The organism is Ottowia sp. (assembly GCF_035325765.1).
Classification (GTDB): domain Bacteria; phylum Pseudomonadota; class Gammaproteobacteria; order Burkholderiales; family Burkholderiaceae_C; genus Ottowia.
Map to the genome: position 1 here is coordinate 18040 of NZ_DAOKZG010000019.1, position 16729 is coordinate 34768.

The 16729-nt window shown below is 69.4% G+C and carries 19 protein-coding genes; 17 read left to right on the forward strand and 2 right to left on the reverse strand.

Going from position 1 to position 16729, the window contains the following annotated elements; all coding sequences use genetic code 11:
• Positions 1-250: 250 nt before the first annotated feature.
• Positions 251-583, reverse strand: a complete 333-nt coding sequence (locus tag PKA16_RS08300; RefSeq protein WP_324402200.1) for a PepSY domain-containing protein — start codon at positions 581-583, stop codon at positions 251-253.
• A 133-nt stretch (positions 584-716) separates the two neighbouring features.
• Between PKA16_RS08300 and PKA16_RS08305 the strand changes: the two genes are divergently transcribed.
• The 13 genes from PKA16_RS08305 (at position 717) to PKA16_RS08365 (ending at position 11890) form a co-directional block, all read left to right on the forward strand.
• Complete coding sequence (locus PKA16_RS08305; RefSeq protein ID WP_324402202.1) at positions 717-1040, forward strand: PepSY domain-containing protein; 324 nt, start codon at positions 717-719, stop codon at positions 1038-1040.
• Between the two features lie 25 nt (positions 1041-1065).
• Entirely contained in the window at positions 1066-1662 is a 597-nt protein-coding gene (locus tag PKA16_RS08310) for a cytochrome b (RefSeq protein WP_324402204.1), read from the forward strand.
• Between the two features lie 50 nt (positions 1663-1712).
• Positions 1713-2138: a PepSY domain-containing protein gene (locus PKA16_RS08315; RefSeq protein WP_324402206.1), complete on the forward strand. Its 426-nt coding sequence runs from the start codon at positions 1713-1715 to the stop codon at positions 2136-2138.
• A gap of 26 nt (positions 2139-2164) precedes the next feature.
• On the forward strand, positions 2165-2644 hold the full coding sequence (locus PKA16_RS08320; protein WP_324402208.1) for a DUF2271 domain-containing protein: 480 nt from the start codon (positions 2165-2167) through the stop codon (positions 2642-2644).
• Between the two features lie 21 nt (positions 2645-2665).
• Entirely contained in the window at positions 2666-4876 is a 2211-nt protein-coding gene (locus PKA16_RS08325) for a PepSY domain-containing protein (RefSeq protein ID WP_324402210.1), read from the forward strand.
• Between the two features lie 166 nt (positions 4877-5042).
• Complete coding sequence (locus PKA16_RS08330; protein WP_324402212.1) at positions 5043-6008, forward strand: FAD:protein FMN transferase; 966 nt, start codon at positions 5043-5045, stop codon at positions 6006-6008.
• Between the two features lie 141 nt (positions 6009-6149).
• The gene (locus PKA16_RS08335) at positions 6150-6365 is read left to right on the forward strand and encodes a heavy-metal-associated domain-containing protein (RefSeq protein ID WP_324402214.1); all 216 of its coding nucleotides are present in this window, start codon (positions 6150-6152) and stop codon (positions 6363-6365) included.
• Positions 6366-6434: 69 nt separating this feature from the next.
• Entirely contained in the window at positions 6435-8405 is a 1971-nt protein-coding gene (locus PKA16_RS08340) for a cation-translocating P-type ATPase (protein ID WP_324402216.1), read from the forward strand.
• 31 nt (positions 8406-8436) lie between these two features.
• A complete protein-coding gene (locus tag PKA16_RS08345; RefSeq protein ID WP_324402218.1) occupies positions 8437-9183 on the forward strand; it encodes a Crp/Fnr family transcriptional regulator in 747 nt (248 codons plus the stop codon).
• Positions 9184-9406: 223 nt separating this feature from the next.
• Positions 9407-9907, forward strand: coding sequence for a hypothetical protein (locus tag PKA16_RS08350; protein ID WP_324402220.1), 501 nt, complete (start codon positions 9407-9409; stop codon positions 9905-9907).
• Positions 9897-10571, forward strand: coding sequence for a hypothetical protein (locus PKA16_RS08355; protein ID WP_324402221.1), 675 nt, complete (start codon positions 9897-9899; stop codon positions 10569-10571). The genes PKA16_RS08350 and PKA16_RS08355 overlap by 11 nt, the downstream gene beginning before the upstream one ends.
• The gene (locus tag PKA16_RS08360; protein ID WP_324402223.1) at positions 10571-11251 is read left to right on the forward strand and encodes a Crp/Fnr family transcriptional regulator; all 681 of its coding nucleotides are present in this window, start codon (positions 10571-10573) and stop codon (positions 11249-11251) included. The genes PKA16_RS08355 and PKA16_RS08360 overlap by 1 nt, the downstream gene beginning before the upstream one ends.
• A gap of 228 nt (positions 11252-11479) precedes the next feature.
• Positions 11480-11890: a hypothetical protein gene (locus PKA16_RS08365; RefSeq protein ID WP_324402225.1), complete on the forward strand. Its 411-nt coding sequence runs from the start codon at positions 11480-11482 to the stop codon at positions 11888-11890.
• Positions 11891-11965: 75 nt separating this feature from the next.
• Here the strand turns inward: PKA16_RS08365 and PKA16_RS08370 are convergent, their stop codons facing one another.
• Positions 11966-12295 carry a DUF3579 domain-containing protein gene (locus PKA16_RS08370; protein ID WP_324402226.1) on the reverse strand — a complete coding sequence of 110 codons (330 nt, stop codon included), beginning with the start codon at positions 12293-12295 and terminating at the stop codon, positions 11966-11968.
• Between the two features lie 439 nt (positions 12296-12734).
• Here PKA16_RS08370 and PKA16_RS08375 point away from each other — a divergent pair, with 439 nt between their 5' ends.
• The 4 genes from PKA16_RS08375 to kynA all read left to right on the forward strand — a co-directional run bounded on the left by PKA16_RS08375 (position 12735) and on the right by kynA (position 16528).
• Entirely contained in the window at positions 12735-13895 is a 1161-nt protein-coding gene (locus PKA16_RS08375; protein ID WP_324402258.1) for an aspartate aminotransferase family protein, read from the forward strand.
• 28 nt (positions 13896-13923) lie between these two features.
• Positions 13924-14847, forward strand: a complete 924-nt coding sequence (gene argF / locus PKA16_RS08380; RefSeq protein WP_324402260.1) for an ornithine carbamoyltransferase — start codon at positions 13924-13926, stop codon at positions 14845-14847.
• Positions 14848-14876: 29 nt separating this feature from the next.
• Positions 14877-15527 (forward strand): arylformamidase, encoded by a 651-nt coding sequence (gene kynB, locus PKA16_RS08385; protein ID WP_324402228.1) that lies wholly within the window; start codon positions 14877-14879, stop codon positions 15525-15527.
• Positions 15528-15682: 155 nt separating this feature from the next.
• Positions 15683-16528: a tryptophan 2,3-dioxygenase gene (kynA, locus tag PKA16_RS08390; protein ID WP_324402230.1), complete on the forward strand. Its 846-nt coding sequence runs from the start codon at positions 15683-15685 to the stop codon at positions 16526-16528.
• Positions 16529-16729: the final 201 nt, after the last annotated feature.

The window sequence follows — 16729 nt, forward strand, 5'->3', positions numbered from 1 at the left end:
GCCCCAGAGGCGCCTGCGCGCCTTGGGGCAGCATGAACGGATTGGGCCTCTGGCCGGCCCGCGCCCTGCGCGGAAGACGAGGCCGGATCCGGGGGTGCGCAACGAGGAGCAACGCAGCACGGCGCGGTGAAAGCGGCGCTGGCGCATGGACAGCGCGCGGACCCGACAGGTGAGCGCGATCGTATTGGTCAGTTCCCATGTGTATGCACGCTTCGCGGCGGACGCAAGCGGTCAGCCGCCGAGTTTAGATTCAGCGCCTCTTGCGTTTGACTTTCAGCACTTCGCCGCTGGTGGCATCGACCTCGAGCTTGGCCAGGTGGCCATCGTGCTGCAGCAGGCGGATCTCGTAGATGAAGCGGCCGTCCTCGTGCTCGAACTCGATCTTCAGCACCTGGCCCTGATAGTCGCGCTCGACCTTGTCGAGCACGGTGCGCAGCGGCAGCACCTGGCCCTGCTCCAGCGCCTGGCGCGCCAGGTCGTGGTCGCTCGGCTCGGCCTGCAGCGGCGCGCCCACGGCGAGCGCGCCTGCCAGCAGGCCCAGCAGGGCCAGGTGGCGCAGGTGGCGAATGGCGGGTGCAGTCATGTCGGAATTTATAGCAGGGCGCGGATGAACCGCCGATGAACGGGCCCTTCAGCATCGGTTCAGGGCGGCTCCTCAAGAATGACTTCCATGCCCGGTACGGTGCCGGTGCAAGCAAGCAACAGGAGTCTCCATCATGCAAGCTCTCAAGTCCACCAGCCGTCGCGCCCTGATCGCCCTCGCCGCCGCCAGCGCGGTCGGCCTCGGCCTCGCGCAGGCGCAGACCACCACCCCCGCCCCCGCGGCAACCCAGCCCGCAGCCATGGCGCCGGCTGGCGCCCAGTTGACGATTCGCGACATCTACGACCGCATCGAAGCAGCCGGGTACCGCGAGATCCGCGAGATCGAGTGGGACGACGGCCGCTACGAGGTCAAGGCCCTCTCCGCCCAGGGTGAGCGCGTGAAACTCCATGTGAACGGCCGCACCGGCGAGGTGGAGCACACGCGCACGGGCAAGTAAGGACCATCTGAAGCAGGAGCCGACCATGACCACCGCTCTCGCCCGCGAACGCTTTCACCCCCTGTCGATCGGTGCGCACTGGCTGACCGTGCTGCTGCTGGTCGCGGTCTATGCGCTGATCGAGCTGCACGGCGCCTTCCCGAAAGGCAGCGAGGCACGCGAATTGACCAAGGTCTGGCACGAGATGCTGGGCTTGGTCGTGTTTGCCATCGTCTTCGTGCGTCTCGCGCTGCGCGCGGTCTATCCTGCACCCGCCATCCAGCCTCCCCCTCCAGCCTGGCAGGCATGGGCGGCCAAGGCCATGCACATGGCCCTGTACGCCTTCCTGGTCGGCATGCCGCTGCTGGGTTGGGTCGTCCTCAGTGCCAAGGGCAAGCCGGTGCCATTCTTCGGCCTGGAATTGCCCGCGTTGATGGCGCCCGACAGGTCCCTGGCGCGCACCCTGGAGCAGATCCACGAGCTGATCGGCACCGCGGGTTACTTCCTGATCGGCGCGCACGCCGCCGCCGCGCTCTGGCATCACTACATCCTGCGCGACAACACGCTGCGGCACATGCTGCCGCGCGCCCCCAGGGCCACGCACGCCACGACACAGCGCTCGCTGCCCAGGACCCCGGCGTGAGTCCGGCAGGCCAACCCCCAGCCCCGATCACCGATGAAGAGGAGATTTCCATGAAACACCGACACCAGATCCTCGGCAGCGGCCTGCTCGCGCTCACGGCCGTGCTTGCCACCGTGCCGGCGCAGGCCGGCGACGACTGCGACGCGCCGGTGTCGCGCTGGCAATCGCGCGAAGCGGTGCGCCAGATGGCGGCACAGAAGGGCTGGGAAGTCCAGCGCCTGAAGATCGACGACGGCTGCTACGAGATCCGTGGCACAGACGCCGAAGGCCGCGGTTTCAAGGCCAAGATCGATCCGGAAACGCTTGAGGTGGTCAAGCTCAAGCAACGCGACCGCAAGGACCAGCGGGCCGACCGCAAGCGTGAGCGCGAACGCACGCGCGATCCCGGCGAAAGCCGCGACGGCCTCGCGCCAGCCACGCCCGCCGCCAGCCCCCTGTTCACCCCAGGCACCGCACCACGCGGCCAGATCGAATGAAACCCACCTTTCAAAGGAGCATCACCATGAACAAGAAGCCCACCCTGACCGCGCTCATGGCGGCCTGTGCACTGGCCTTGCCGGCGCTCGCTCAAAGCCGCCCGGTCAGCATCACCACCCAGCTCAAGAACTACGGCGGTGACGGCGCCTATCTCGCCGTCTACCTGACCGACGCCAAGGGTGCCTACGCCGGCACCCTGTGGGTGGCCGGCGGCAAGGCCAAGTACTACAAGCACCTGGCCGACTGGAATCGCCTGTCCGCCGGCGACGCCAAGCGCCTGGCCGGCGTGACCGGTGCCAGCGTCGGCGCCGGCCGCACGCTCACCGTCAGCGCCGACCTGGCCGACGCGCTGATCGACGCCGGCTACGAGATCCGCGTCGACGCCGCGGTGGAGGACATGCGAGACAGCCCGTCCGAAATCCGCGTGCCGCTCACCAGTGCGGGCGCCGGCAAGCCGCAGGCGGGCAAGCAATACATCCAGGCCCTCACCTATCAGTTGCCATAAGCCAAGGCAAGGAGAAGAAGAATGGTCTGGAAGGCACTCCACCGCTGGCTGGGTCTGGTGCTGGGCATGCTCGCGCTCGTGCTCGGCCTGACCGGCGCCCTGCTGGCCCTGGACCCGGTACAGCAGGCCTGGCAGGCGCCCGACGGATCGCGGGAGCTGCCGGTGGCCACGCTGGTGCAGCGGGTGGAACGCAGCATCCCAGGCATCGAGGAGTTGCGTCATCTGCCCTCTGGCGTGGTCGTGGTCTATTCCTTCGACAACGACCAGGCCCGCGCCGTGCGCGTGGACCCGGAGGACGGCGCCATCCTCGGGCCTTACCAGCCGTCGGTGCTGCCACGCTGGGTCAAGAACCTGCACCGCACGCTGCTGCTCGGCGATGGCGGACGCTGGGGCGCCGCCGCCACGGCGCTGGCCATGCTGCTGCTGAGCATTTCCGGCCTGATGCTGCTGCTGCGCCGCATGGGCGGCTGGCGCCACGTGGCCGGCCGCGTGCGTGGCTCGCTGGCGCAGCGCGTGCACGTGGTCGCCGGTCGCATCGTGCTCGCGGTGCTGCTGCTGAGCTCGGTCACCGCGCTCTACATGAGTGCCACCACGCTCGGCCTCGTCGCGCTCGACGCCGAGCCGGAGCCGGAGGTGGCATCTGTCGCCAACGGCCAGCCTGACATCGCGGGGGCACGGATCGCGCTGTTGCAGCAGGTCCGGCTCAAGGACCTGCGCGCGCTGAACTTCCCGGATGCCGCCGATCCCGAAGATGCGTGGAAGCTGACCACGCGAGACGGCGAAACCTGGCTCGATCGCAGCTCCGGCGAGGTGCTCGCAACCCAGCCTGCCAGCACGGCGCAGCGCCTCTATGACTGGGCCCTGCTGCTGCACGCCGGCGAAGGCGCCTGGTGGAGCTGGGCCGTGCTGCTGGGGCTGACCGGTGCCAGCATCCCGCTGTTCTGGGTCTCCGGCCTGCTGATCTGGTGGCGCTCGCGGCAGGATCGGCCCCGCATCACGCAGAACAGCCCGTTGGCGCAGGCCGACATGCTGATCTTTGTCGCCAGCGAGAGCGGCAGCACCTGGGGCTTTGCCGAGGCGCTGCACGATGCCCTGGTGCGCGCTGGTCACCGCGTGCACAGCGCGCCACTGGAGCGCTTCGGGCTCGGCCCGGCGGCGCGCCAGATGTTCGTGCTGGCCGCCACCTATGGCGAGGGCCAGGCACCGGCGCACGCCAGCGGGGCGCTGGCGCGCATCGCGGCGCTGCCGGCGCGCGATATCCCGGTGACCGTGCTCGGCTTTGGCGACCGCCAGTTCCCGGCCTATTGCGCCTACGCGGAGCAGGTCGACACCCTGTTGCGCGAGCGCGGCTGGCCGGCGCTGCTGCCGCTGGAGCGCATCCACCAGCAGTCGGCGCAGCAGTTCGCGCTCTGGGGCGAGGCCCTGGCAGCGGCCCTGGGCGAACCCCTGACGCTGGACTACCGCCCGCGCCTGCCCGCGACCACCGAACTGCGGCTGGTGTCGCGTCAGGACTATGCCGGACGCGAAGGCCAGCCGGCCGCCATCCTGCGCTTCAGCTGGCCGGCGCAGAGCTTCTGGGAACGCCTGCGCGGACGCGGCCTGGCGCGCTTCGACGCCGGCGACCTGATCGCCATCGTACCGCCCGGCTCGCCCGTGCCGCGCTATTACTCGCTGGCCTCGGGCAGCGCCGACGGCTTCGTCGAGATCTGCGTGCGCCACCTGCCCGGCGGCCTGTGCTCGACCTGGCTCATGGGCCTGCAGCCGGGCGACCGTGTTCCCGCCTTCATCCGCCCCAACCCGGGATTTGCCCTGCCGGCCGGGCGCCGGCCGGTGCTGCTGATCGGTGCCGGCACCGGCGTCGCGCCGCTGGCAGGCTTCATTCGCCGCAACGAACGGCGCGTGCCGATGCACCTGTGGTTCGGCGCGCGCGATCCGGCGCGGGACTACTACTTCAAGCCGGACATCGAGCGTTGGCGGGGCGAGGGCCGCGTGGCCAGCGTGCAGACCGCATTTTCGCGCGTGCCGGATGGCGGGGGCTATGTCCAGGACGCCCTGCGGCGCGACGCCGAGCGCGTGCGCCAGCTCGTCGCCCAGGGCGCCCTCGTGCGCGTGTGCGGCAGCCGCCCGATGGCGCGCGGCGTGGCCGACACCCTGGACCACATCCTGTCGGCGCTGCGCCTGAGCGTGGCGCAACTCAAGGCCAGGGGGCGCTACGCCGAAGACGTGTTCTGAGACGGAACATCCCCCATGCCGCTACGCTCCACGTGCTCGCCGCCAGAGGCGGCGGCTCTTCGGCCCACCCAGAGACCTGCGCAGGCAGGTCTGGAGCCGCGGCCATTCGATCTTCAGGAGGACCAGGAGACATGGGCGATGCCACGCGTCATGGAGAGCTGAAGTGATGGAATCTGCAACCCGCCAGACCCTGCATGGGCCGACCATGGGCACACGCTGGTCGGTGACGCTGGACGGCCGCCTCGCCACGGACTGCGGCGTGCTGCAGCGTGCGCTCGCCGCCGCGGTGCGGCAGGTCGACGAGCAGATGTCGCCGTGGAAGCCGGGCAGCGACCTGCTGCGGCTGAACCGGGCGCCGGTTGACACCTGGGTCGACCTGCCACCGGAAATCTTCACGGTGCTGACGCGTGCCCTCGGCGTCGCGCGCCTGAGCGCCGGCACCTTCGACCCCACGGTGGGCGCGCTGGTCGATGCCTGGGGCTTTGGCGCGGCGCGCGACCAACCCGATCCGGCGGCGATCCGGGTCGCGCGCGGCGACAGTCCGGCGCCAAGGCACACGCAATTGGAGCTCGACCTCACGACCGGCCGCGTGCGCAAGCACGCCGCGCTGCAGGTGGACCTGTGCGGCATCGCCAAGGGCTATGCCGTCGACCGCATGGCCGCCGTGCTGCAAGCTCACGGTGTCCAGCACGCCCTGGTCGCACTCGATGGCGAACTGCGCGCCCTCGGCGCCCAAGCCGACGGCCAGCCCTGGCCCGTGGCGCTGGAAAGCCCCGAACCCGGCCGCCGGACCGCCCTCGGCGTGCTCGAGCTGCAGGACCTGGCCGTCGCCACCTCGGGCGACTACCGCCGCTTCTGGCAGGTCGGCGCGGAACGCCTGGCCCACACCATGGACCCGCGCCGCGCCGCGCCGCTGAACAACGGCGTGGCCTCGGTCACCGTGCTGGCGCGCGAGGCGATGGACGCCGACGCCTGGGCGACGGCTCTGTTGGTCGCTGGCCCCGGCGAAGGCCTGACGCTGGCCCGGCGGCTCGGCCTGGAAGCGCTCTGGCTGCTGCGCCGCGACGATCGCATCGTGGAGCTGGGATTGGGTCGGTTTTCCACCGACCGGACCGACGGCAGCCGCGCCTGAGCAGGCTGCCCTGGCCGCGGCATCGGCAAGACGCGTGGGATCCGCGCCACGCCTGACCTTAACTGCGCCAGGTCATTCACGCGAACGCGCCCGTTTCCTAAAGTTGAATCCGACCCATCAACCAGACCAAGGAGTCACACCATGAAAACCATCCTGCGCAGCGATGAACTGAGCTGCCCGTCCTGCATCGGGAAGATCGAGAAGGCGCTGAAGGCCCTGCCGGGCGTGATTGAGGCCAAGGTGCATTTCAATTCCGGCCGGATCGACGTCGAGCACGACACCACGCAAGTCAACGCCGAGCGCCTGCAGGAAGCAGTGCGCAACGTCGGCTACGGCACGCGCATCAGCGCCTTCTGAGCCGCCCCGACGAGTGCCGGGCGCGGCTTTGCGCCCGGCGGCCTGCAGCCGACGACCGAGGATCGACCCATGACTTCCAACAATCTCTTTTCCCGCCTGCAGCGGCTGCGCCATGCACCGGCGCAGCGCCGCGGGCTGCTGACGCTGGTCAGCGGCGTGCTGGGGCTGGCCGGCGTGCTGGTTTCCTTCCTGGGCGGCCCGCAGCCCCTGGCCGCCGCTTCCTGGATCCTGGCGGCGCTGGTCGCCGGTTCCGACATCGCCTTGCGGGCATTCCATAGCCTGCGCGCACGCAGTGCCAGCATCGAGTTGCTGGTGACGATTGCCGCCGTGGGCGCGATTGCGATCGGCGAATACTGGGAAGCCGCCGCCGTGACCTTCCTGTTCCTGCTGGGCGGCTATCTGGAGGCGCGCACCATCGCCCGCACACGCGGCGCGCTCAAGGACCTGATCGACCTGGCACCCACTGAAGTGACGGTGCGCCGGGCCGGCGTCGAGCTGGTGCTGGCGCCGCACGAGGTGCTTGCCGGCGACACCGTGATCGTGCGCCCCGGTGGCCGCATCGGCGTCGACGGCACGGTGCTGAGCGGCCGCGCCGCAGTCAACCAGGCCGCCATCACCGGCGAATCCATGCCCGAGGACAAGTCCGAGGGCAGTCCGGTGTTTGCCGGCACCGTCAGCCACGACGGCTATCTGGAAATCCGCGCCGAGGGCGTGGGCGCCGACACCACGCTGGCGCACATCATCCAGCGCGTCGAGCAGGCGCAGGAGGCCAAGGCGCCGATCCAGCGCTTCATCGAGCGCTTTGCCCAGTGGTACACGCCGGCGATCATCGTGCTGACCATCCTCACCTACGCGCTGACGCGCAACATCGAGCTGGCGCTGACGCTGCTGGTCGTGGCCTGCCCGGGGGCACTGGTGATCTCGACGCCGATCTCGGTGATCGCCGGCATCGGCCAGGCGGCGCGCCAGGGCATCCTGATCAAGGGCGGAGAGTACCTGGAGACCGCCGCGCGCATCCGTGCCGTGGCCTTTGACAAGACCGGCACGCTGACCGTCGGCCGGCCGGCCGTGACCTCGATCGTGCCGCTCACGGCGCTGCAGCCCATGCCCGGCGCCCGTCAGGACGACCGCAAGCAGCAACTGCTGCGCTGGGCGGCGGTGGCCGAGGGCGGCTCCGAGCACCCGCTGGCACGCGCCATCCTGCGCGAAGTCAAGGGTGACGAGCCAGTTGCTGCCGCCGACGATTTCGAGACCTTTGCCGGCGGCGGCATCGGCGCCGGCTGGCAGGGCCGGCGCATCGAGATCGGCAGCCCGGACTGGCTGCGCCAGCGCGTGGCCGACTGGCCGGCCGAGGCGCAGGCCGCGGCCGACGACATCCGCCAGCGCGGCGAGACGCTGGCCGCGATCAGCGTCGACGGCACGGTCTTCGGCCTGCTTGGCTTTGCCGACCAGGTTCGCCCCGAGGCCGCCGCGGCCTTGCAGCAGCTGCGCGATGGCGGCGCGCGCCGCATCGTCATGCTGACTGGCGACCACCAGGCCAGCGCCGAGCGCGTGGCGCGCGACCTGGGGATCACCGAAGTGCAGGCTGGGCTGCTGCCGGAGCACAAGCTCGAGGCGATCGAGCGCCTGCGCGCCGAAGCCGGCGTCACAGCGATGGTCGGCGACGGCATCAACGATGCGCCGGCGCTGGCCACCGCCGACGTGGGGGTGGCCATGGGCGCGGCCGGCACCGACGTGGCCATCGACACCGCCGACATCGCGCTCATGACCGATGACCTGGAGCGCGTGGCGCGCGCCATCACGCTGGCCCGCGCCACGGTACGCAACATCCGCCAGAATACCGGCATTGCGCTGCTCACGGTGGCCGGGCTGCTGGCGGGTGTCTTTGCGGGCGAGGTGCACATGGCCGGCGGCATGTTCATCCACCAGGCCTCGGTGCTGCTGGTGATCCTCAACGGCATGCGCCTGATGCGGCCGCGCCGGGGCAGCAAGGCCCCGCGCGCCAAGGCATACGCCGCAATGGCTGCATCGCGCTCCTGATGCCCAGCCCGATCAAGCCAGGAGACGCACCATGAACGCGGCACCCCGCACTCCGCCGCCCACCACGGACCCGGTGACGCCGGAGCACTGCTCGCCGCAGTTGCGTCACCACATCCTGAGCCAGGCCCGCTATTTCAGCGGGCTTTCGGCCGAGGATCTGGAGCAGGTGAACCGACGCTTCCGCGAGCTCCATTACCCGGCCGAATCGATCATCTGCCACGAGGGCAGCAACGCCGAGCGCCTGTTCTTCGTCGCCCACGGCAAGGTCAAGCTGTTGCGCCACAGCGCAGCGGGCGATGACGTGCTGCTGGACCTGCTGCCGCAGGGCGCGCTGTTTGGCGGCCTGGCGCCGCTGGGGACCCGGCACTACCCGGAAACCGCCATGGCACAGACCGACTCCTGCGTGCTGGCCATTTCCGGCGCCGACTTCCAGCAGTTGCTGGAGCAGCACCCGCAGGTGACCCTGGCCGTGCTCGCCAGCGTCGCACGCAGCCTGGATGACGCGCGCGAGTCCATCCGCCAGATCAGCACCTCGGACGTGCGCACCCGCGTTGCCACGGCCTTGCTCAAGCTGGCCGAGCGCCTGGGCGATGCCAGCGAACCGGGCATCCTGATCCGCGCGCCGCTGTCCCGCCAGGACCTCGCGGCCATGGTCGGCGCCACGCCCGAAACCGTCAGCCGTGTCATGGCAGACCTGAAGCGCGAAGGCGTGGTCGACACCGGACGCCAATGGGTCCGCATCCTGGACGCGCAGGCCCTGCGCGCCATCCAGGCCTGAGATCTGGCGGTCGCGCTGAACCGTGACCGCCAGTGCCAGGCCACGGCCGCATCGCTGGCAGCCGGTCGCGACCGGATGCGCCGGCAGGCTGCCAACGCGCGCACCCCGTCATTTTCTTGACATTTCCGAAGTCCGCCAGAAGTCGATTGAACCCCGCCCTGGGCCCCGCGTCAGAAAGCGCAGACGGGCGAGCTGCGCCCGTCGTTTCACTGGAGAGTCCCTCATGAAGACATCGATTCGCAACTTCCTGATCCCCGCGCTGGCAGTCGCCGCGCTCGCGACAGCGTCCGGCGGAACCGCCCTGGCGCAGGCGTCGGCACACGACCACGACAGTGCCGCCCCGCACGTGCTCAGCCTCAACGACGGCCGCAAGTGGCCGACCGACGCGCCGCTGCGCGCCGGCATGAAGAACATCCGTGACCTGGTGGCGCCCGAGCTGGCCGCGGCCCACGCCGGCAACCTGGACGCGGCGCGCTACCAGCAACTCGCGGCCCGGATCGAGAGCGAGGTGGGTGGCATCGTCGCCAACTGCAAGCTCGAACCCGAGGCCGACGCCATGCTGCACCTGGTTATCGCCGACATCAGCCAGGGCGCCGACGCCATGGCCGGCAAGGACGCCCAACTGCGTCCGGCACTCGGATTGACGAAGGTGGCGCGTGCAGTGAACCAGTACGGCAGCCACTTCGATGACGCCGGCTTCAAACCCCTCGCCGATGGCCACTGAACTGCGCGCGGCCGGCGTGAACTTCACCCTGCCGCGGTACGGGGCCACGGGGATGCACACGCCCGGCTTCTATGATGCGGTGGCGCCGATCCTGATGGCCGATCCCCTAGCTGCCCTGCTCGGCGCGACCGAGGGTGGCCGGATCGAATACCATTACCTGGATGCCGTCAAGCTGGTGGGGCACTCCTGCCCCACGGTGGCCAGCGCCTGGCTCATGACCGGCAGGACACTGGCACATCTGTACCCGGACGGTCTGCCTGAACGCGGCAACGTGCGGGTCGAGTTGCGGCAGGCTGCCAACGCAGGCGTGGCCGGCGTCATCGCCAGCATCGCGGGCCTGGTCACGGGCGCCGCGGCCGCCAGCGGCTTCAAGGGGCTGGCAGGCCGCTATGAGCGCCGGGATCTGCTGCGTTTCGGTATTCCCATGCCAGGGGAAATTCGCTATGCGCGGCTGGACACTGACACGGCGGTGACGCTCGCGCACCAGCCCCAGGCTGTGCCTCAACCACCGGGGCTGACCGAGCAGTTGCACGCCGCGCTCGCGCCGGGCGCCGGCGCGACGACGCGCGCGGACTTCGCGCAGTCCTGGCAGCAGTGGGTGCGCGACATGTTGCTCGACCATGCGGGCGACTCTGCGCTGTTCGCCGTGTTCAATGGCGGGTGATGAATCGACGCGCCGTCCCGACCGCCACACTGCTGGCCCAGATGCCGCTGTTCAGCAGCCTGTCGCCTGCAGCCCTCGAACAGCTGGCAGGCGCGACCCTCACCCTGCGACCCAAGGCGGGCGAAGTACTGTTCGACCAGGGGGAGCCCGCGCGCGGCATCTATCTGGTGGTGTATGGCGACATCAAGCTGATCTCGACCACGCCGGTGCGCGGCAGCCGCCTGACCGGGCTGGCACACGCCGGAGAGAGCTTTGGCGAGCCGGTGCTGTTTCTCGAGCGGCCGACGCTGGTGCGCGCACAGGCGGCGTGTGACGCCCTGGTGCTGATGGTGCCAGCGCACGCCGTGGTTGCCGAATTGGACCGGAATCCGAAATTCGCGCGGCAGATGATCGCCGGCCTGAGCCGACGCGTGCAGTCGCTCGTGAGTGAACTCGACCAACAGGCCCTCAGCAACGGCAGCGCGCGTTTCGCCGCCTACCTGACGCGCCAAGCACAGGGCGCGCGAAGCCTCTCCTGGACCTTGCCGACCACGAAAAGCCAGATCGCCTCGCAACTCAACGTGACGCCCGAGCACTTCTCGCGCATCCTGCGCGACCTGGCCGCCGCCGGCCTGCTTGAAGTCCAGGGCCGCCGCATCATCGTGCCCGACATGGACCGACTGCGACGCGGCGCCAGGTGAATTCGATGGGACCTACGGCGCCGCGCGTCACCCAGCCAGACCGAGGCTGGTGCAGGCGGCCAGGCCGCGGCTCGCGGTCGCGCACCAAGCCGATCAGGGCGCGAGTCCGGGTTCCGGACCGGCAGGATGAACCCGACCTAAACACGCTGTTCAGCACCGATTCATGGCCCCCCGCGCACACTGGCCCCACAGTCAACATCGACTGGGAGCCACGCCAAGGAGAGCACCATGAAATCGACCGCATTGATCGCCACGATCGCCATCCTGGTCGGCACCGCCAGCACCTCGCTCCTGGCCGCCGACCGCCACCACCAGGCGCCTGACGCGCGTGCCACCGGTTACGACCACGGCATGCAGGTCGTCGCCAACAACGCTGCGGAAGGCACGCGCGCCCATGGCTGGCGCTACTTTACCGACCCGCAGGCGCGCCGCGCCGTGGTGATCAGCCCTGAGGGCGACTACTACCTCAACCGCGGCAAGGGGCTGCGCTGGGTCGCCGGCACGCCCTCGCCCCAAGGCTGGCGCTACTTCACCGACCCTGCGGCGTCACACGCCGTGGTCCTCAGCCCGCGGGGCGACTACTACCTGAGTCTGGGCAAGGGACTGCGCTGGGTAGCCGGCACGCCCTCCGCGGTCTGATACGCCATGCCGCCCGGCGTCATGACGCCGAGGCGGCGGCTCGCTCGCGATCCGGGACGCCGACCCCGGTAAACCTCAGCTCGCCTCGTGCGGCTCGTCGCGCAACAGGCAGGCCTCGACCGTCTGCAACGCGTTGTCGCGGGCGAAGTTGTTGACGAAGTCCCAGGCCATCGGCTCGTGCTCGCGCAGGGCCCGGCTGACGACCACGCACTTGACGCCATCGATCACGGTGGGAATGCACCAGGGCGAGTAGGTCAGGGGGCCGTGCCGCGCCGCGGCGCCGCCGGGGCGGAACTGCGCCATCACTCCGGCCAGCCGCTCGGCCCAGTCGCTCGGCCGGAAGCGCCGTCCATCCCGGGTCAGGCCGAGGATGAAGATTTCGTCGCTGGAAGGAGTGGTTGCCATCGATCTGCGCCCCCCACAGGAGGCCGCTTTCTGCCCCGGGACAGCCCAATGGCAAGAATGCCGCGTCAAGCCCGCTCGTGACGGCTGGCAGCGCGCCCGATTCTAGGGCAACCCTGACAAGTCCCTCGCGCGTCGCGCATCGCCGCCCGGGGCAGTCTGCCTCGTTGCGAACGCTCGCGCGCCCCAGCCATAGCCGTGCCCCGCGTCTCGCGTGTCGTCCCCACCCAGGACGCGCGTCATCACGGAGACTCATTCAGCGTTGCCCCGGGCGATCGGCCTGGCGTTGGCCAGGCCGCGCCGGAGCGCTCCGGCACCGCGGCGCCTGCGCCCCTAAAATGCGGCTTCAACGGGCCGCGTTGGCCCGCTTCTTTTTGGCATGGCATCGCCCCGAGGAGTCCGCACCGTGACCGTCAGCCCCGACCTGGATCAGCCGCACCTGATGCATACCTACCACCGCCTGCCGGCGGCAATGGCGTACGGCAAGGGCTGCCGACTGTGGGACGTGGACGGCAAGAGCTACCTCGACGGCCTGGGCGGCATCGCCGTCAACACGCTGGGCCACGCCCACCCCAAGCTGGTGCCGGCGCTGCAGGACCAGGTCGCCAAGCTGATCCACTGCAGCAACTACTACTACACGCCGAATGCCGAGAAGCTGGCGGCGCGGCTGGTCGAGCTATCCGGCCTGAGCAACGTGTTCTTCTGCTGCACCGGGCTGGAAGCCAACGAGGCCGCACTCAAGCTGGCCCGCAAGTTCGGCCACGACAAGGGCATCGAGCGGCCCGAGATCGTGGTCTACGAGAAGGCCTTCCACGGCCGCAGCATCGCCACGCTCAGCGCCACCGGCAACCCCAAGGTGCAGGCCGGCTTCGGCCCGCTGGTGGAAGGATTCATCCGCGTGCCGCTGAACGACATCGAGGCGCTCAAGCGCGCCACCGAAGGCAACCCCAACGTGGTGGCGGTGTTCTTCGAGACCATCCAGGGCGAAGGCGGCGTCAACGCCATGCGCGCCGAGTACCTGCGCCAGGTGCGCCAGCTCTGCGACCAGCGCGACTGGCTGATGATGATCGATGAAGTGCAGTGCGGCATGGGCCGCACCGGCAAGTGGTTTGCCCACCAGTGGGCAGGCATCAGGCCGGACGTGATGCCGCTGGCCAAGGGCCTCGCGTCGGGCGTGCCGATTGGCGCCGTGGTCGCCGGCCCCAAGGCGGCGCACATCTTCGGCCCGGGCAACCACGGCACCACCTTCGGCGGCAATCCGCTCGCCATGCGCGCCGGCGTCGAGACGCTGCGCATCATGGAGGAGGAAGGCCTGCTGCAGAACGCTGCCGAGGTCGGCGCCCACCTGAAGGCGGCCTTCGAGCAGGCACTGGCCGGCAACCCGGGCGTGAAGGAGGTGCGCGGCCAGGGCCTGATGCTGGGCATCGAGCTGGCCAGGCCCTGCGGCGTGCTGGCCGAGCGCGCGCTGCATGCGGGCCTCCTGATCAGCGTTACCGCCGATTCGGTGATCCGCCTGGTGCCGCCACTGATCCTGACGCGCGCCGAAGCCGACGAGATGGTCGCCATCCTGGTGCCGCTGATCGAAGCCTTCCTGCAGGAATGAGGGGCCTGCCGCGATGACCACGCCACCCATCAAGCACTACCTGCAGTTCACCGATCTCTCGGCCGGTGAATACACCTACCTGATCGACCGGGCCGCGCTGATCAAGCGCAAGTTCAAGGCCTACGAGAAGCACCACACCCTGAACGACCGCACGCTGGCGATGATCTTCGAGAAGGCCAGCACGCGCACGCGCGTCAGCTTCGAGGCCGGCATGTACCAGCTCGGCGGCAGCGTCGTGCACCTGACCGCCCAGGGAAGCCAGCTCGGGCGCAGCGAGCCGATCGAGGACACGGCGCGCGTGATCAGCCGCATGACCGACATCGTCATGATCCGTACCTTCGAGCAGGCGCGCATCGAGCGCTTTGCCGAGTTCTCGCGCGTGCCCGTGATCAACGGCCTGACCAACGAATACCACCCCTGCCAGATCCTGGCCGACATCTTCACCTTCATCGAGCACCGCGGCCCGATCGCCGGCAAGACCGTGGCCTGGGTTGGCGACGGCAACAACATGGCCAACACCTGGCTGCAGGCTGCCGACCTGCTGGGCTTCACCGTGCACGTCAGCACGCCGAGCGGCTACGAGGTCGACGAACAGCTCGCCTTCGGCAGCCGCACGCCGCGCGCCGGTTGCTACCGCGTCTTCGACGACCCGCTGCAGGCCTGCCGCGGCGCCGACCTGGTGACCACCGACGTCTGGACCAGCATGGGTTACGAGGCCGAGAACGAGGCGCGCCGCCAGGCCTTCGCCGACTGGTGCGTGGACGACGCGATGATGGCGGTCGCCCAGCCGCAGGCGCTGTTCATGCACTGCCTGCCGGCACACCGCGGCGAAGAGGTGACGGCGGGCGTCATCGACGGTCCGCAGTCCGTGGTCTGGGACGAGGCCGAGAATCGGATGCACGTGCAGAAGGCGCTGCTCGAGTACCTGCTGCTCGGGCGCCAGGCGGGCTGACGGCGCGGGGCCATGGCGGCGGGTCCGGCATGACAACGCCTGCCCTCACCCTCTGGGACATCTCGCCGCCGGTGCAGGCCGGCGCGCCGGTGTTCCCGGGCGACACGCCCTACCGGCAGCAATGGTCGGCGCAGATCGGCCCGGGCTGCCCGGTCAACGTCAGCGCCATCACGCTCTCGCCGCACGTCGGCGCGCACGCCGACGCGCCACTGCACTACGACCCGACGGGCGCAGCGATCGGCGTGCTCGACCTCGCACCCTTCATCGGTCCGTGCCGCGTGATCCACGCCATCGGCGTGCGCCCGCTCATCCGCTGGGAGCACCTGGCGCACGCGCTGGACGACCCGCCGCCGCGCGTGCTGGTGCGCACCTGCACCCAGGCGCCAGTCGACCGCTGGGACCCGGCCCTGACCGCCTTCGCCCCCGAAACCATCGAACGCCTGGCCGACGCCGGCGTGCTGCTGGTCGGCATCGACAGCGCCAGCATCGACCCGGCCGACAGCAAGGCGCTGCCCAGCCATCAGGTGATCCGCCAGCGCAATCTGCGCGTGCTGGAAAACCTGGTGCTGGATGCCGTGCCCGAAGGCGACTATGAGCTGATCGCCCTGCCGCTCAAGCTCACCGCCGCCGACGCCTCGCCCGTGCGCGCCGTGCTGCGCAGCCTCGGCCGGGATCCTTGAACACACGCTTTCAAATACCGGACGCGAAGGACGCGAAAAAGCGCGAAGAACACAAAAATTCAAGTCCCGTTTTTGTGAATTCTCTGCGTCCTCTGCGAAACCTCTGCGTCCTCTGCGCATGGATGTTCTGAACCAACCCGCCAAGGAGCCCAACCATGACCACCCCCAGCCCCGAATCCATCGTGCAGCAGGAACACGCCCAGCTCGACTACGCGCACAGCATGAGCTATGGCGACTACCTGCACATCGACCAGATCCTGTCGGCGCAGCACCCGCTGTCGCCCGCGCACGACGAGATGCTGTTCATCATCCAGCACCAGACCAGCGAGCTGTGGATGAAGCTGATGCTGACCGAGATTGGCGCGGCGCTGCAGGACATCCGCGCCGACCGCCTGCCGCCGGCATTCAAGAAGCTGGCGCGCGCGAGCCGCATCTTCGAACAACTCGTCAACGCCTGGGACGTGCTGGCCACCATGACGCCGCCCGAGTACACCGCGATCCGCCCCTACCTGGGACCGTCCAGCGGCTTCCAGAGCTATCAGTACCGCTGCATCGAATTTGCCCTGGGCAACAAGAACGCCGCCATGCTGAAGGTGCACGCGCACAAGCCCGAGCGCCTGGCGCTGGTGCAGTCCTACTACGAGGCACCTTCGCTCTACGACGAGGCGCTGCGCCTGATGGCACGCCGCGGACTGTCCATTCCGGCCGGCCACCTGGAGCGCGACTGGACGCAGCCGTACCAAGCCAGTGACGCCGTCGAGGCCGCCTGGCTCACTGTCTACCGCGCGCCCGAGCAATACTGGGATCTCTATCAACTGGGCGAGAAGCTGACCGACCTGGAAGACGCCTTCCGGGTGTGGCGCTTCAAGCACGTGACCACGGTGGAGCGCATCATCGGCTTCAAGCGCGGCACCGGCGGCACCAGCGGCGTCGGCTACCTGCGCAAGATGCTCGACGTGGTGCTGTTCCCCGAGCTGTGGCGGCTGCGCACCGACTTGTGAATCCTGCCGGTGGCACCAACATCCAACCGCCGGACGCAGAAAATCCTGATGGTCTCTTTTGCGTCCTCTGTATCCGGTTTCAATCGCACGCTGCTGCTGCCGAGAATGGCCGTGCAGAATGGATAATTTCAAATACCGTCCTGCTTTGAAGCTCATCCATCAAACGCCTGCAGCTATCAATTCAGGAATGAATGACCTGGC

Bases quoted from the DNA above. Each gene is read 5' to 3' on its own strand.
- PKA16_RS08300 (WP_324402200.1), bottom strand. From the start codon at position 583: ATGACTGCACCCGCCATTCGCCACCTGCGCCACCTGGCCCTGCTGGGC.
- PKA16_RS08305 (WP_324402202.1), top strand. From the start codon at position 717: ATGCAAGCTCTCAAGTCCACCAGCCGTCGCGCCCTGATCGCCCTCGCC.
- PKA16_RS08310 (WP_324402204.1), top strand. From the start codon at position 1,066: ATGACCACCGCTCTCGCCCGCGAACGCTTTCACCCCCTGTCGATCGGT.
- PKA16_RS08315 (WP_324402206.1), top strand. From the start codon at position 1,713: ATGAAACACCGACACCAGATCCTCGGCAGCGGCCTGCTCGCGCTCACG.
- PKA16_RS08320 (WP_324402208.1), top strand. From the start codon at position 2,165: ATGAACAAGAAGCCCACCCTGACCGCGCTCATGGCGGCCTGTGCACTG.
- PKA16_RS08325 (WP_324402210.1), top strand. From the start codon at position 2,666: ATGGTCTGGAAGGCACTCCACCGCTGGCTGGGTCTGGTGCTGGGCATG.
- PKA16_RS08330 (WP_324402212.1), top strand. From the start codon at position 5,043: ATGGAATCTGCAACCCGCCAGACCCTGCATGGGCCGACCATGGGCACA.
- PKA16_RS08335 (WP_324402214.1), top strand. From the start codon at position 6,150: ATGAAAACCATCCTGCGCAGCGATGAACTGAGCTGCCCGTCCTGCATC.
- PKA16_RS08340 (WP_324402216.1), top strand. From the start codon at position 6,435: ATGACTTCCAACAATCTCTTTTCCCGCCTGCAGCGGCTGCGCCATGCA.
- PKA16_RS08345 (WP_324402218.1), top strand. From the start codon at position 8,437: ATGAACGCGGCACCCCGCACTCCGCCGCCCACCACGGACCCGGTGACG.
- PKA16_RS08350 (WP_324402220.1), top strand. From the start codon at position 9,407: ATGAAGACATCGATTCGCAACTTCCTGATCCCCGCGCTGGCAGTCGCC.
- PKA16_RS08355 (WP_324402221.1), top strand. From the start codon at position 9,897: ATGGCCACTGAACTGCGCGCGGCCGGCGTGAACTTCACCCTGCCGCGG.
- PKA16_RS08360 (WP_324402223.1), top strand. From the start codon at position 10,571: ATGAATCGACGCGCCGTCCCGACCGCCACACTGCTGGCCCAGATGCCG.
- PKA16_RS08365 (WP_324402225.1), top strand. From the start codon at position 11,480: ATGAAATCGACCGCATTGATCGCCACGATCGCCATCCTGGTCGGCACC.
- PKA16_RS08370 (WP_324402226.1), bottom strand. From the start codon at position 12,295: ATGGCAACCACTCCTTCCAGCGACGAAATCTTCATCCTCGGCCTGACC.
- PKA16_RS08375 (WP_324402258.1), top strand. From the start codon at position 12,735: ATGCATACCTACCACCGCCTGCCGGCGGCAATGGCGTACGGCAAGGGC.
- kynB (WP_324402228.1), top strand. From the start codon at position 14,877: ATGACAACGCCTGCCCTCACCCTCTGGGACATCTCGCCGCCGGTGCAG.
- kynA (WP_324402230.1), top strand. From the start codon at position 15,683: ATGACCACCCCCAGCCCCGAATCCATCGTGCAGCAGGAACACGCCCAG.